Source organism: Bacillus sp. FSL K6-1366 (genome assembly GCF_037976695.1).
GTDB lineage: Bacteria > Bacillota > Bacilli > Bacillales > Bacillaceae > Bacillus > Bacillus subtilis.
In genome coordinates this window covers 3,728,435-3,741,279 of record NZ_CP150268.1, presented here as the reverse complement: position 1 = coordinate 3,741,279, position 12,845 = coordinate 3,728,435, and the positions used below count along the sequence as shown (strand labels likewise).

General features: G+C 43.6%; 16 protein-coding genes. 2 read left to right on the top strand and 14 right to left on the bottom strand.

All coding sequences use genetic code 11. From position 1 onward, the window contains the following. Nucleotides 1–9 precede the first annotated feature (9 nt). From coaD to MHI44_RS19620, 8 genes are all read right to left on the bottom strand, one after another. A complete protein-coding gene (gene coaD / locus MHI44_RS19655; RefSeq protein ID WP_003245283.1) occupies nt 10–495 on the bottom strand; it encodes a pantetheine-phosphate adenylyltransferase in 486 nt (161 codons plus the stop codon). A 4-nt stretch (nt 496–499) separates the two neighbouring features. Further along, on the bottom strand, nt 500–1,054 hold the full coding sequence (gene rsmD, locus MHI44_RS19650) for a 16S rRNA (guanine(966)-N(2))-methyltransferase RsmD (RefSeq protein ID WP_339202556.1): 555 nt from the start codon (nt 1,052–1,054) through the stop codon (nt 500–502). Nucleotides 1,055–1,376: 322 nt separating this feature from the next. Beyond that, nucleotides 1,377–1,649 carry a YlbG family protein gene (locus MHI44_RS19645; protein ID WP_015715839.1) on the bottom strand — a complete coding sequence of 91 codons (273 nt, stop codon included), beginning with the start codon at nt 1,647–1,649 and terminating at the stop codon, nt 1,377–1,379. Nucleotides 1,650–1,703: 54 nt separating this feature from the next. Further along, nucleotides 1,704–2,153: a regulatory iron-sulfur-containing complex subunit RicF gene (gene ricF / locus MHI44_RS19640; RefSeq protein ID WP_003221370.1), complete on the bottom strand. Its 450-nt coding sequence runs from the start codon at nt 2,151–2,153 to the stop codon at nt 1,704–1,706. A gap of 115 nt (nt 2,154–2,268) precedes the next feature. Further along, on the bottom strand, nt 2,269–2,508 hold the full coding sequence (locus MHI44_RS19635) for a YlbE-like family protein (protein WP_003232231.1): 240 nt from the start codon (nt 2,506–2,508) through the stop codon (nt 2,269–2,271). Between the two features lie 15 nt (nt 2,509–2,523). After that, complete coding sequence (locus MHI44_RS19630; RefSeq protein ID WP_003232233.1) at nt 2,524–2,922, bottom strand: YlbD family protein; 399 nt, start codon at nt 2,920–2,922, stop codon at nt 2,524–2,526. A gap of 231 nt (nt 2,923–3,153) precedes the next feature. Beyond that, nucleotides 3,154–4,194, bottom strand: a complete 1,041-nt coding sequence (locus tag MHI44_RS19625) for a CAP domain-containing protein (RefSeq protein ID WP_003245434.1) — start codon at nt 4,192–4,194, stop codon at nt 3,154–3,156. Nucleotides 4,195–4,277: 83 nt separating this feature from the next. After that, nucleotides 4,278–4,724 carry a CBS domain-containing protein gene (locus MHI44_RS19620; protein ID WP_003221362.1) on the bottom strand — a complete coding sequence of 149 codons (447 nt, stop codon included), beginning with the start codon at nt 4,722–4,724 and terminating at the stop codon, nt 4,278–4,280. Nucleotides 4,725–4,863: 139 nt separating this feature from the next. On the opposite strand from MHI44_RS19620, the gene MHI44_RS19615 reads away from it, so the two are divergent. Further along, entirely contained in the window at nt 4,864–5,226 is a 363-nt protein-coding gene (locus tag MHI44_RS19615; protein WP_339202555.1) for a YugN family protein, read from the top strand. 31 nt (nt 5,227–5,257) lie between these two features. Here MHI44_RS19615 and ctaG read toward each other — a convergent pair whose 3' ends face one another. The 6 genes from ctaG to cyoE all read right to left on the bottom strand — a co-directional run bounded on the left by ctaG (nt 5,258) and on the right by cyoE (nt 11,264). Continuing rightward, complete coding sequence (ctaG, locus tag MHI44_RS19610) at nt 5,258–6,151, bottom strand: cytochrome c oxidase assembly factor CtaG (protein ID WP_046380999.1); 894 nt, start codon at nt 6,149–6,151, stop codon at nt 5,258–5,260. A 26-nt stretch (nt 6,152–6,177) separates the two neighbouring features. Further along, the gene (ctaF, locus tag MHI44_RS19605) at nt 6,178–6,510 is read right to left on the bottom strand and encodes a cytochrome c oxidase subunit IVB (protein WP_003232242.1); all 333 of its coding nucleotides are present in this window, start codon (nt 6,508–6,510) and stop codon (nt 6,178–6,180) included. A gap of 2 nt (nt 6,511–6,512) precedes the next feature. Continuing rightward, nucleotides 6,513–7,136, bottom strand: a complete 624-nt coding sequence (ctaE, locus tag MHI44_RS19600) for a cytochrome c oxidase subunit III (RefSeq protein WP_003232244.1) — start codon at nt 7,134–7,136, stop codon at nt 6,513–6,515. Then, entirely contained in the window at nt 7,136–9,004 is a 1,869-nt protein-coding gene (gene ctaD / locus MHI44_RS19595) for a cytochrome c oxidase subunit I (RefSeq protein WP_339202554.1), read from the bottom strand. The genes ctaE and ctaD overlap by 1 nt, the downstream gene beginning before the upstream one ends. Nucleotides 9,005–9,036: 32 nt before the next feature. Continuing rightward, entirely contained in the window at nt 9,037–10,107 is a 1,071-nt protein-coding gene (coxB, locus tag MHI44_RS19590; RefSeq protein WP_339202553.1) for a cytochrome c oxidase subunit II, read from the bottom strand. Nucleotides 10,108–10,346: 239 nt separating this feature from the next. Continuing rightward, the gene (gene cyoE, locus MHI44_RS19585; RefSeq protein WP_003232250.1) at nt 10,347–11,264 is read right to left on the bottom strand and encodes a heme o synthase; all 918 of its coding nucleotides are present in this window, start codon (nt 11,262–11,264) and stop codon (nt 10,347–10,349) included. A 354-nt stretch (nt 11,265–11,618) separates the two neighbouring features. Here cyoE and ctaA point away from each other — a divergent pair, with 354 nt between their 5' ends. Then, the gene (gene ctaA, locus MHI44_RS19580) at nt 11,619–12,539 is read left to right on the top strand and encodes a heme A synthase CtaA (protein WP_003232254.1); all 921 of its coding nucleotides are present in this window, start codon (nt 11,619–11,621) and stop codon (nt 12,537–12,539) included. Nucleotides 12,540–12,845 lie beyond the last annotated feature (306 nt).

Sequence of the window (12,845 nt, the reverse complement as noted above, 5' to 3'; positions counted from 1 at the left end):
TCAAAACCCTCATCCTTGTCTGAATTTTTGCTGAAGCGCCAGCTCTACTTCCGGCGGTACAAACTCTGATACCGAGCCGTTGTATCTCGCCACTTCTTTTACGATGCTTGAACTTAGAAACGAATATTGATTGTTTGTCATCATAAAAAATGTCTCGATGGATTCATCAAGCACACGGTTTACTGACGTCCCCTGCATCTCGTATTCAAAATCAGATACAGCTCTCAAGCCTCTTAAAATCGCTTTCGCATTTTTTCTTTTTGCATAATCAATTAACAGGCCTTGCGATGTTTCAACTGTTATGTTCGGAATGTCTTTTGTCACTTCTCTCAGAAGCTCACACCGTTCTTCCACACTGAACAAAGGCTTTTTTGAAGAATTATTCAGCACACATACATACACTTGTTCAAAAATATGCGCCCCGCGTTTGATGATGTCCAGATGCCCGTAGGTCACCGGATCAAAACTGCCGGGACAGACAGCTATACTCGCCACCTCACTACCCCCTCTTTTTATAAATCGCCACACCTGTTAACCCATAGGTTTCTTTTCTTGTCATCACAAGATCTCCTACGGTTTCGGGAAGCTCGACCTCTCTGTCATGCTCAGCGACGATAAAGCCGTCTTCTTCCAGCATTTGATATTCGTCAATCATCGTTAAAAGTGCTTTCAGCTTTTGTTCCTTATACGGCGGATCGAGAAAAATTCCGCGAAAGCCGCTTTCTCTTTTAGCAGCAGCGTGCAAAGCACGTTCCGCATCATTGCGGTATACCTGTGCATGTTTTGTAAGCTCCAGCGTTTTCAAATTAGATTTTACCGTTTGAATCGCTTTAAAATCACGGTCAACGAATATACAATGCTCAAACCCGCGTGAAAGCGCTTCGATTCCAAGACCTCCGCTCCCTGCGAATAAGTCAAGTCCCCTGCCCCCGTCAAAATAAGGGCCGATCATATTAAAAATGGATTCCTTCACTTTGTCGGTTGTCGGTCTTGTTGATGTTCCGGGTACAGCCTTTAGTGAACGGCCTTTTTTTGATCCAGAAATTACTCTCATGTTCCACACCACTTTTTCTAAAAGCTATTTTGTTTCTTTATTCGGCCGGACGCCGCTATGTACATAGAAAAAAATCAATCCTATCTTAACATAAAGCATTCTTCCAAACAATGAACGCTAATCTTGATAAACAGGTGTATAGGCAGCATGATCCTTGTCCATACTATAAGCAACAGCATCTAGAGGATGTTGTTGCCAACCGCGGAGAAGACTTACGTTTCCCCATAAGTTCTTCCTCCGGTTTCTCCTCTCCCTTTGCCTTCTCCTTAACATATTAAGGAATAGAAGGACCCCGCAGATGCCTGCGGGGATTTTTTTATAGCTATATGCCGATTTTATAATCGTATTCTTTTGCCTTATCAAGCTTTGACTCGAATTCCAATTTTAAAAACGGTTTATAAGAAGGCTCCACTTTTTTCACAAATGAGTAAGACGCAATCTTGTCCATTGTTTTTTCAATTTGGTTCATATCACAGTACAGTACGACATATTTTAATCGTTTTGATACATAGTGCACATTCCCGAACTTCCTCAGCATTTTGCTCTGCTTTAGGGAGTGCAGATACACAACCATGCCCTGGCGCCTATTCTCCAATACAATCACCTGCCTGTTTTCTCTTATATGTAAAAGACGAGACGGCCAGTCTCGTCAGGACACTTTACATCCGCAGCTTCCGCCTGAACCGCAACCGCCTCCGCATGAAGACAAACCGTCAAAATAAGGGTTCCCAGTCGGAACTTTCACATGCTCCGAAACAGCTGTCCCAATCTCAACGCTAACCTCATCAAGAATGGACTGGAGCTCATTTTCAGCTCTCTTGAAGTCAGCCACCTTATCGTTCAGGTCCAGCTCACGTTTGATCTCCCTCATTTTCCGGGATATTTCTCTATAGTCAGGATGATATTTGCCAAAACGCTGTACATCCTCATACTGCTCTTTTATTTTGATAAAAGAACGAATAATCCGACCTGCCTCTTCATCTTCCTGGAGACGCTTGTAACAATTGCGGTAGTTCTCAGCCGTCTCCGACTGCAGAATCATCTCGGCAAGCTGCTGAGCTTCACTTTGAAGCCGCACGGATTCCATCGTCGCATACATAACATGCACCTCCAGTTGTTAGTTTACCATGAAACCAGCCAATTGGAAAATGCTTAACCGCAGCCGTATACAAAACCTTATGTCCGCATGAAAAAAGACCCTTTTTCGGGGCCTTTTAATCTTTTGTCCGCATCGCTTGAAACATTTGCATCATCATTTGCGCCATTTGAATCCCGTTCGTAAACTGATTCACCCGATGCGGAATGGTTTTTTCATAAAAATTCATCATTTCAAGCTGAAAGGAGGACAGATCATCCGGTTTTCTTGAAAGCCTGCGGTACCATATCGGCTGTTCTCTGATGAATCGTTTCCGTTCTTCGTTTGCTAAAATATATTCCTGAACCTCTTTGCGCATATGAGCTCCCCTTTTTTAATCCTTTCGAAAAGAAAAAGGATGCTGTCCAGAGCCTGGCTGAGAATGCTTCTGTCCGCTTCCGGAAAATGTATTAAGAAGGCTTTGCAACGATGAGATCGACTGGCTCATTTTATTGATTTGTTCGTTCATTTGATTGACATCCATCTTTTTCACCGCTGTCACCATTTTCGAGACAAAATCATTTTTTTGCGGTGTTTCAGGCACAGCTTCAGAAGCTTCTTCCGGTTCCCGATATGGATCCCAAATCGGGTCGCTCTCCCCGAAGAGGACCCAATTTTCATATACGTCCTGCCAGCTTCTTTGTTCTTTGCGCACTTCTTTTATCAGCTTGGGATGCTTTTTGACGAATTGTTTAAAGTCATTGATTGAATGATTGGCATGTTGATTCGCCACAATCCTCACCCCCTCCGAAAATCGTTACCTACTACAATGTATCGTTTTGTCGGGCATTGTGTTCGCCTATATTCATTCCCAAATGAATTTTTAGCGATATCCCTATACACTGGTGAAAAAGCCTGACTGAAGGGATGGGAAACGGCCTTATCTGTAAGCTATCAGCACATTCATTCAGACCAGCTTGTATGGAAATAGAAAAAGCCGGGAACCATTCGTCCGCGGCTTTCATTACCATCGCTTAATAAAATTTTGGGTGTAATATTTCCGGTCTACTCCGACACCAAGATGCGTATAATCTGAATTCAGAAGCGCTTTTCGATGGCCTTCGCTATTCAGCCAGCCTTCTACGGCAGCCGGACCGTCCACATAATTGTATGCGATATTTTCTCCCGCTTGCTGAAAGTCAACATGCCCTTCTTCTAAGCGGTCTTTCAGCGAGCCGTATTTTTTAGAGACATGGGAGAAATAATTATTTTCCTTCATATCCTCACTATGCCCAAATGCCACTTCCGCCGTTGGCTGATCCCACTCAAGCTTCGCAAGTCCATGTTTAACGCGTATGACATTCGTCAAATCAAGGATTTGCTTTTCGCTCGTTGTTTGGATCTTTTTCCATTTCTCATCTGAAACGGCTTTCGGTTTAATTAATTCCCCACGGTACACTACCTCATAAGGTCTTTGCTTTACAAAGGTCTGCGCATCAAACGCCCTGATGCTGGATAGCTTCCCCTCAAATTTGTCCATATACAGCTGGACATACATCTTTCCTACCTTTACAGTCGGTCTTGTATTGATATCTTCTTCAGAAAATTCAAACCGATAGGAATTTCCTTTATACTCTACATTCACAAATGGTGCCACCTGGGTGGTCTTGAATACTTCGCCAGTTGATTCTCCAATTTTGAAAGGCTTTGCGTTAATATCATTACCCGACGCGAATAATGTGACCACTTTATTGTTTAATACCCCGATTTGGATATATTGATCCTTACCTTGATTGTATACCCACCAATCGTAATCATAAGCCGAAGGGTCAATACGTTCAGGTTCCCCAAGCTTTTTCGTTACTTCATCGGCGTGCTTGCCCATGAAGGACAATAACCCTGAAGTCGGCATATGTATTCGTTTGCCGCTTTGCGCTTCCTCATTCGACACCTGAGGCTCGCTGTCATTTGATTTCTTTTCAGGAACAGATCCATATTGAATAAACAGAACGTAGGTTCCGCAGATGATCAAAAGGATAACCATTGCTCTCAATATATTTTTCAATCTATCACCCCCGTGGCGATTCACAATCTCTTGTTTACATCCCATTACAATACAGCCTATTTAACATGTCAAAGATTTATGTGTTAATGAAAAAAGCCTTCTTCTCTATTATCCCCTTCGGAAATATCCGATAAGGCGCTGCCGGCACGTTCATTCGTTTGCTCAGATAAAGAAAGATCACCAAGCGTGACAATTCCAGTCAGTTTTTTATTTTTTGTAACTGGTATCCTTCTGAGCTGATGCGATGCCATCAAATGAAGAACCTCATCGACTGAAGCATCTTCCTCCACACTGACAGGTTTTTCAGTCATCGCGTCAGTGATTTTTTGCGAGTTCGGTTTTTTGATGGCGATTCCTCTTAATACGAGATCGCGGTCGGTTACGATGCCGACCAATGTTTCCCCGTCCTCATCAACTACCGGTATCGCTCCTACATTTGCGTCCTTCATCTTTACTGCAGCTTCATATACATTATCTAATACCGTGCAATATTGCAAGTCGGCTGTCATCAGATCTTTTATTTTTGTCATCCGTTTAACCTCCTTTAGTCTAGTGCTATTGTCGTCAAAATTTAATTTTTGCATACTTTCAAAAGAAGAAGATTCATTGAAAGTTTAACGCTTTCATACTATGATTGTCAGGAAAGGTAATTTTTATAAGGAGGGGTCAGTGTTGAAGTTTACTGAAAGCGGACTTGAAGGGGTTAAGGCTGAGCTCAGCTGGCTAGACGACTTAATGGAAAGCAAAGGTCTTATCAGAGCGAGTCAATGGGATTACGAGAGAGTCACCTATGACAAGAAGTTTTCGACGATTGAGGGTACGTTTTACCTGCGGATACAAGGTATTGCGGCAGAAGGCGATGTCGGAAGCGGGCGCGCCGTGATTCAATTAATGTCCCCTCTCCTAGGAAAGCATTACTACCCTCATGGAGTAGAATATGGAGAAACGGAAGAGTTTCCCGTACAGGTTGTGACAAAAAGCAAGGCACTGATTCAGGACATAGCCAACATGTTAAAAACAGTTCAAATGTAACGAAAAGGTACAGCATATTTCGCTGTACCTTTTATGATATCGTCTGCTGAATATACGGCGGCTCCTCCTGCCCGTCCTTTTCCCTTTCTTTCTTCACCCATTGGAAAAAAATAATGGCCAAAAAAGTACCGTACACAATTTCCTGAATGATTTTCATCATGACTGCTCCGAGCTGCTGATCCTCTAACAAAGGCAGTGTATTCAACATCTCTGGCCCTGTTAATGGGACCTGCCCCATCATATCCGCTGGCACACAAAGCCTCATTGCCTCAGCCCATACAGCCGGATCTGTATAGGTGGCATATAACGGTGCACCGCTGAACATGATCAAGGCGCAAGCAGGTGTGAGCAGCATACCGTCCGCCATAATATAACCCAGCTTCATCAAGCCGCTGAGCTGCCGTAGACGCTCAACCTTATGAACAAGCGGCCACCACATGAAGAACGCAAGCACAAAGATAAGCCAAGTGATTAATGTATGGTAAAACGGATCCGTTTTGACAGTATCAAATATAAGCGGTACATGATATAAAGAAAAAATGCCGTTAAACAAAAGCAAAGCAATTAAAGGCGTCGTAAAAAAGGAAAAAAACGGTTTGATTGAAGGCCTGAAAATGATTTTTTCCCAGAGCCATGCAGGAATTCCCGCGATTAACAGCGGCGGGACAACCAAATACAGGACGGCCATCTGCACCATATGTGCGCTGAACATAATATGTCCGAGCAGATCAACCGGGCTTCCCTCGGCTGCATATAAAAACAGCATCGCCGACAGAAAGCATACCATCTCTTTACCAGTTATTCGATTTGGCTTTGAAGACATTCGCCTGTAAAAATAGAGATAAAGCGCCGTAATGCCTAACAGGATACAAAAAAGATAAGGGCTCCACATCGCGCGAAACCCAAATATCTCCAACTGATTCATTTCTTCACCTCCGGCGGCTGTTCAAATTACCACCATATAATTGTCACAAACGCAAGCACAGTGATAAACGCGACAAACACCCCTGAATACAAAAACAGTGCCGGCGCCTCATGCCCTTTCTGATTCATATGCATGAAATAATACAGCTGAAAGATGACTTGAATTGCAGCTAGCAAAATAATGAAAGGAATCGTAAACCAGCTGCCGACACCGTCCGTGGCCACAGTCAGAAATGCAACAATCGTAAGACCGATCATTAAACCAAAAGACAGGACTTGATATTTCATCTCTCGGGCATGCTTTTTTTTCTTAAATTCAAGGTCGCTATTGATATGCCCTCTGCTTTTTTTATCGACCATGTTTATCCCACCATCCCCATTAAATATACAACGGTAAAGATGAAGACCCACACGACATCAATAAAGTGCCAATAAAGGCTGGCAACGTAAAACTTAGGCGCCGTATACAGATTCAGCCCTCTCTTGGCATTGCGGATCATAAGCGTGCTGATCCACATAAGCCCAAATGCCACGTGGGCGCCGTGTGTACCGACAAGCGTGTAAAACGCAGAACCAAGGGCAGAGCTTGTGATGGTAAAGCCAAATTCATGGGTGTAATGCTTGAACTCATAGATTTCCAGTCCTAAAAAGCCCGCCCCCAATAAAATCGTAATTCCCAGCCAAAGCTGCATCTTGCCGAAGGAAAAGTTCTTCATGTGGTACATCGCGTACACACTCGTTAAACTGCTCGTTAATAGAAGCATTGTGGCAATGAATACAAGTGTCACATCGAACATTTCCGTCGTAGGCGGATCACCGGCATTTGAATTCCGAAGCGCAAGAAACGTGGCGAAGAGAGACGCAAACAGAACAGTCTCTCCGCCAAGAAAAAGCCAAAAGCCTAAAAATTTATTTTTCCCTTCCAGGGTTACTTTTTCAGGAGAAGCCGGAAAGGTTTCTGCGGTGAATTTTTCTTGAACTTGCATTATGCCTTCACCCCTTTATCATCGTTCGGCAGTTCCTCTTTATGAATATGATAGCCGTGATCATCAATTACTGAACGAAGCAGCATCGTAATAAATGTGATGCCGAGCCCGATAAAGATCACCGGCAGGCCCCAAGCGTAATCACTTCTGTACAGCAGCCCGAACGCTGCGACAAAAAGGCCGAAGGAAATGACGAGCGGCAGGATTGAGCCGTTTGGCATATGAATATCATCAACCGGTTCCGCCGGCGTCATTGATTCGTGCCCTGCCTGCTTCTCAATCCAAAACGGATCAAGTCCTCTGACAAAAGGAAGCTGTTTAAAGTTATACTCCGGCGGCGGTGAAGAAACGGTCCATTCCAGCGTACGTCCGTCATGCCATGGATCAGCACCTACATATTCACCTTTTACCGATGTCCATATGACATTGACCAGCAGAAGAATAACAGCTACCGCCATAAAAAACGCCCCGATTGTACTGATCAAGTTGCCGGTTTCCAGACCCTGTCCTGGCAAAAACGTATAAACCCGGCGCGGCATCCCCATTAAGCCGACAAAATGCTGAATGAAAAACGTGAGGTGAAAGCCGATAAAAAACAATACAAATGAAATTTTCCCCATCGTTTCATGCAGAATTTTACCGAACATTTTCGGCCACCAGAAATGAACACCGGCTAAAAGGCCGAATACAACGCCGCCAATAATGACGTAGTGGAAGTGCGCAACCACAAAATACGTATCATGGAACTGATAATCAGCCGCAGCAGCTGCCAGCATGACTCCCGTCACACCGCCGAGCACAAAGGATGGAATAAATGAGACAGCATACAGCATAGCGGTTGTATACTTCACATTTCCTCCCCAAATCGTCAACAGCCAGTTAAAAATCTTAATCCCGGTCGGAATCGCGATAGCCATTGTTGCAACCGCAAAAATCGCATTTGCAATCGGGCCGAGACCAGTCGTGAACATGTGGTGCACCCAAACCATAAAGCCCAGAAAGCCAATGAGCACGATTGCAAAAACCATTGAAGAATAGCCAAACAAACGCTTTCTGGCGAACACAGGGATGACCTCAGAAAAAATACCGAATGCAGGCAAAATTAGGATATAAACCTCCGGGTGGCCGAAGATCCAAAATAAATGTTCCCAAATGACCGTATTTCCGCCAAGCTCCGGATTAAAGAAATTGGTTCCGAACAGCCGATCCAGCATCATGAGAGCCAATCCAACCGTAAGCGGCGGAAACGCGAACAAAATCAATGCCGAGGCCACAAATGTCGTCCATGTAAACAAAGGCAGCCTCATATACGTCATGCCCGGAGCCCTCATGTTGATAATCGTGGCCAAAAAGTTAATCCCGGCTATCAGCGTCCCGAGCCCCGATATTTGGAGTCCGAGGACGAAAAAGTCTATGCCGTGCCCTTTAGAATGAAGCGAAAGTGAGGCATATGACGTCCAGCCCGCATCTGGCGCTCCGCCCAAAAACCAGCTTAGATTTAAGAAAATGCCCCCGAAAAAGAAGAGCCAAAAACCAAGCGCGTTTAAAAATGGAAACGAAACGTCCCGAGCCCCGATCTGCAAAGGCACAACCGCATTCATCAAGGCAAATAAGAGCGGCATCGCAGCCAGAAAGATCATCGTCGTTCCGTGCATAGTCATTACTTCATTGTACGCTTGAGCACTGAGAAACGCATTTTCCGGCTTTGCAAGCTGAATTCTGATAAACATCGCTTCAATTCCCCCGACAAGAAAGAAGAATCCCCCTGCTACTAAATAAAGAATCGCGATTTTTTTATGGTCCACCGTCGTCAAATAATCCCAAAGCATAGATCCGCGCGTCCGCTTTTCTGTAAGCGCATTCAACATATGTGACCTCCCCCAATATCTCCCTTTCTTCCCTACTTGCTTTCCGCTTTTAAGCCTTTTAAGTATTCATAAAGCGCATCTGTTTCGCTGTCTGAGATCTTTGGATATGTGCCTGTCATTTTGTTCCCCGGCTTTATGCTGTCAGGGTCCTTCAGCCAAGCCTTCACATTTTCTTTGTTGGCCTCTTTCACCCCTGCCACTTTTGTCCTTTCACCGAAGGTCGCCAAGTTAGGTGCCGTTCTAGCGGCTTCTGCACGCTTATCATTCGGCTCTACCGCATGGCAGCTCAGGCAGTTTTTCTCTTTAAACAGTTCTTCACCCTGCTTAGCCAAATCGCTCTCTGCTGTAGATTTATAGTTTTTCATTTCTTTTGTCCAGCCCTGAAATTCCTTTGCAGACATCGTCTTCACCTTAAAATCCATCAGGGCATGTGAAGGGCCGCAAAGCTCTGCACACTTCCCAAAAAACATATCTCCTGCCTCTTTGCTTCGTTTTGAATCAAATGTCAGGAAGAACTTATTTTCATTATCCGTATTCGTATCAAGTTTTCCTCCAACTGAAGGAATCCAGAAGGAATGTTTTACATCAGAGGCTTTTAAATTAAAATATACACGCTGATCTGTCGGTACAATCAGCTCCTGGCTTGTGATAATGCCGTAATCAGGGTACTCAAACTCCCACCAGTATAAATTTGCCCTAACATTGACTACAAGAGCATCCTCAGCTTTGCGGCCTTTTTTATCCATTGGTGATGTGTCCGCTAGCTCCAGCGTATATAATACAACAGGAATCACAAGAATAATGAGCAGCAAAATCGGGATCACGGTCCATGTGATTTCTAAAAATTTATTCCCCTCTACCTGTTTCGGTATCGTGTTCTCACCGACCCGTGATCTTCTGAATCTCACAATCACATAAAAGAAGATAACAGATACTACTGCAACAACAACCACCATAATCAATGTGCTGAGCACTGTCAGGTCATACTGTTTATCAGCCACCTCGCCAGCAGGCTTGAGCGTGGATAAAAAAGGTTTTCCACATCCGCTTAATAGAAGCGGCACTAAGGCTAATAATAAAATAAGACGCCAATGCTTTACCATTTCACCCAACCCCTTTTCTGGTCAATACAAAGGCGGAAAGCGGATCGAAATCTATCGCCATCCAACCTATCACCAATAAAGCACTTACATTTCCTCTTCTCTTAAATTATGAGTTTTTTTACTCAAAATGCCATCTATGTATAAAAGTAAAGCCGCCTGATTAAACAAGAGGTCAAGGCGGCATTTACTAGTTGTCATCGTTTATTTTGAAGCGATAAAACAAGCATCATATCTATTTTTTAGAAAAGCGTCAAGACAACCATGGCAACGAAATAGATTGTCATGTAGTTAAGCGAGTAAACGAACATCTGCGTTGCCCACTTCATGATATTCTTGGAGCGGAATCCCATTAAGCCAAGAATCAGCCAGCCGATATTTAACAGCAAGCCGAGAATGACAATCGGAAGACCCAGGCTACCAAGGAAAAACGGAAGCGGCATCAGGCACGCAACCCACACAATAATTTGTCTTTTTGTCACTTCAAATCCGTATACGACAGGAAGCATCGGAATATTTGCAGCTCTGTAATCCTCAGTTTTCTTAATAGCCAATGCTAAGAAGTGAGGAATCTGCCAAATAAATAAAATCATGAATAACACCCATGCTACGACACCGATATTCCCTTCCACTGCCGTCCATCCAATAAGCGGCGGCACTGCACCGGAAACGCTTCCTACTACTGTGTTAATCGTATAGCGGCGTTTCGTCCACATTGTGTACAATACAACATACGTAAAGACTCCGATAAAACCGATAACAGCAGCCATGACAGTTGTCATCAGCAGCATGATCAATCCTAAAGCAACCAGCAAAATTCCAGACCATAACGCCTGACTCGGCTGAATTTTACCCGTAACCGTCGGTCTTACTTTCGTACGCTCCATAAGATGGTCAATGTCCCGGTCATACCAGTTATTGATCGCGCAGGAGCCCGCAATAATCAGTGAAGACCCGATTAACGTAAGAAGAACGGTGTTTATATTGCCTAAAAAACTCAAACCGGAAATATGCAGTGCAAGCCACATTCCAGTGAAAGTCGTGATGAGGTTAGAATTGACGATCCCTATTTTAATAAGGGACAGAAAATCTTTCCATGCCGTTGTTTCTTCAATTTGTCCGTCTATAGCTGTATCATTTAAGATTCTGGAGTTAGCCATAACGTAAACCTCCCTTACAAACCTAACGCAGGAGAATAAAATAACCTGCAACTCTATCATACAAGATAACATCTTGTAAAAAAACATCCTATTAAATATTAAACGACAAACAGGAATTTATTTGTGAACTTTTTATGAATTTTACCAAAGATGAAGGCAATCTCCAAATCGGCATTGCGTTTACCTTATTTCTATCAGACCCGGCATGAATAATCAAGTGTACATTTTCCAGAAGCCGTCATTCTATTATATTTTTGTGAACAAAAGGCTCTGGGAATTGCCACAAAACACATATTCGCTTACACTTGGAACGTATATAAAATTGCAGCAGTATGTTGAGAAGGTGAATATTGTATGAATAAAGCATTAAAAGCTCTCGGTGTTCTGACGACATTTGTCATGCTAATTGTTTTAATCGGGGGTGCCCTCGTTACAAAAACAGGTTCCGGCCAAGGATGCGGCAGACAGTGGCCACTGTGTCACGGCCGTTTTTTCCCTGAACTGAATCCGGCTTCAATTATTGAATGGAGCCACCGATTCGCAAGCGGAATCTCTATTATCCTTGTGCTAAGCCTTGCGTTTTGGTCATGGAGAAAAATCACGCCGATTTTTCGTGAAACAACGTTTCTCGCGATCATGTCAATTATCTTTTTATTTCTTCAGGCATTGCTTGGCGCATTGGCTGTCGTATTCGGTTCGAACGCGCTGATTATGGCGCTTCACTTCGGCATCTCATTAATTTCTTTTGCTTCAGTGCTTATTTTAACATTGCTCATATTTGAAGCTGATAAATCAGTCAGAACACTGGTTAAGCCGCTTCAAATCGGCAAAAAGATGCAATTTCACATGATAGGAATATTGATATATTCCTATATCGTTGTGTATACAGGCGCATATGTAAGACACACTGAATCAAGCCTGGCATGCCCTGATGTGCCGCTGTGCAGCCCGCTGAACAATGGACTTCCGACCCAATTCCATGAATGGGTGCAAATGGGCCACAGAGCAGCAGCCTTACTGTTATTTGTATGGATTATTGTTGCCGCTGTTCATGCTATTATCTCCTATAAAGATCAAAAACAGATCTTTTGGGGATGGATCTCATGTCTTATTTTCATTACATTACAGGCACTGTCCGGGATTATGATCGTATACTCTGAACTGGCTCTGGGCTTTGCACTTGCCCACTCGTTCTTTATTGCCTGTCTGTTTGGCGTTCTATGCTACTTCTTATTATTGATTGCTCGTTTCCGTTATGAATCCAGGCAATCATAAGGACTCAAGACCAAAGCCTTAGGCGGCTTTGGTCTTTTTTATGTCTTGTTTTTTGGCGCTTTATGCGTTTCAATCGCCAGCCTTCGCCGAACTTGATGATCAGTGAGCGGCTCACTTCGGTCTGTCCCCTTTCTCATCGTGATTATAGAAATTTCATATGGATCTATAGCTCGCGAACATAAGTATTAAAGCCTTTTAAATCAGATAGTGCTTAAAGAAATATGCACGGCATACTACAAAGCATCTAAAATATTGGCTGTATAAGCCTCTTTTTATTTTGGGCTTGTGACAGTACTCTATAATCTC

What these genes read in the sequence shown, in the direction of transcription:
- rsmD (WP_339202556.1), bottom strand. Translation starts at nt 1,054, where the DNA reads ATGAGAGTAATTTCTGGATCAAAAAAAGGCCGTTCACTAAAGGCTGTA.
- ricF (WP_003221370.1), bottom strand. Translation starts at nt 2,153, where the DNA reads ATGTATGCGACGATGGAATCCGTGCGGCTTCAAAGTGAAGCTCAGCAG.
- MHI44_RS19635 (WP_003232231.1), bottom strand. Translation starts at nt 2,508, where the DNA reads ATGCGCAAAGAGGTTCAGGAATATATTTTAGCAAACGAAGAACGGAAA.
- MHI44_RS19620 (WP_003221362.1), bottom strand. Translation starts at nt 4,724, where the DNA reads ATGACAAAAATAAAAGATCTGATGACAGCCGACTTGCAATATTGCACG.
- ctaG (WP_046380999.1), bottom strand. Translation starts at nt 6,151, where the DNA reads ATGAATCAGTTGGAGATATTTGGGTTTCGCGCGATGTGGAGCCCTTAT.
- ctaF (WP_003232242.1), bottom strand. Translation starts at nt 6,510, where the DNA reads ATGGTCGATAAAAAAAGCAGAGGGCATATCAATAGCGACCTTGAATTT.
- ctaE (WP_003232244.1), bottom strand. Translation starts at nt 7,136, where the DNA reads ATGCAAGTTCAAGAAAAATTCACCGCAGAAACCTTTCCGGCTTCTCCT.
- ctaD (WP_339202554.1), bottom strand. Translation starts at nt 9,004, where the DNA reads ATGTTGAATGCGCTTACAGAAAAGCGGACGCGCGGATCTATGCTTTGG.
- coxB (WP_339202553.1), bottom strand. Translation starts at nt 10,107, where the DNA reads ATGGTAAAGCATTGGCGTCTTATTTTATTATTAGCCTTAGTGCCGCTT.
- cyoE (WP_003232250.1), bottom strand. Translation starts at nt 11,264, where the DNA reads ATGGCTAACTCCAGAATCTTAAATGATACAGCTATAGACGGACAAATT.
- ctaA (WP_003232254.1), top strand. Translation starts at nt 11,619, where the DNA reads ATGAATAAAGCATTAAAAGCTCTCGGTGTTCTGACGACATTTGTCATG.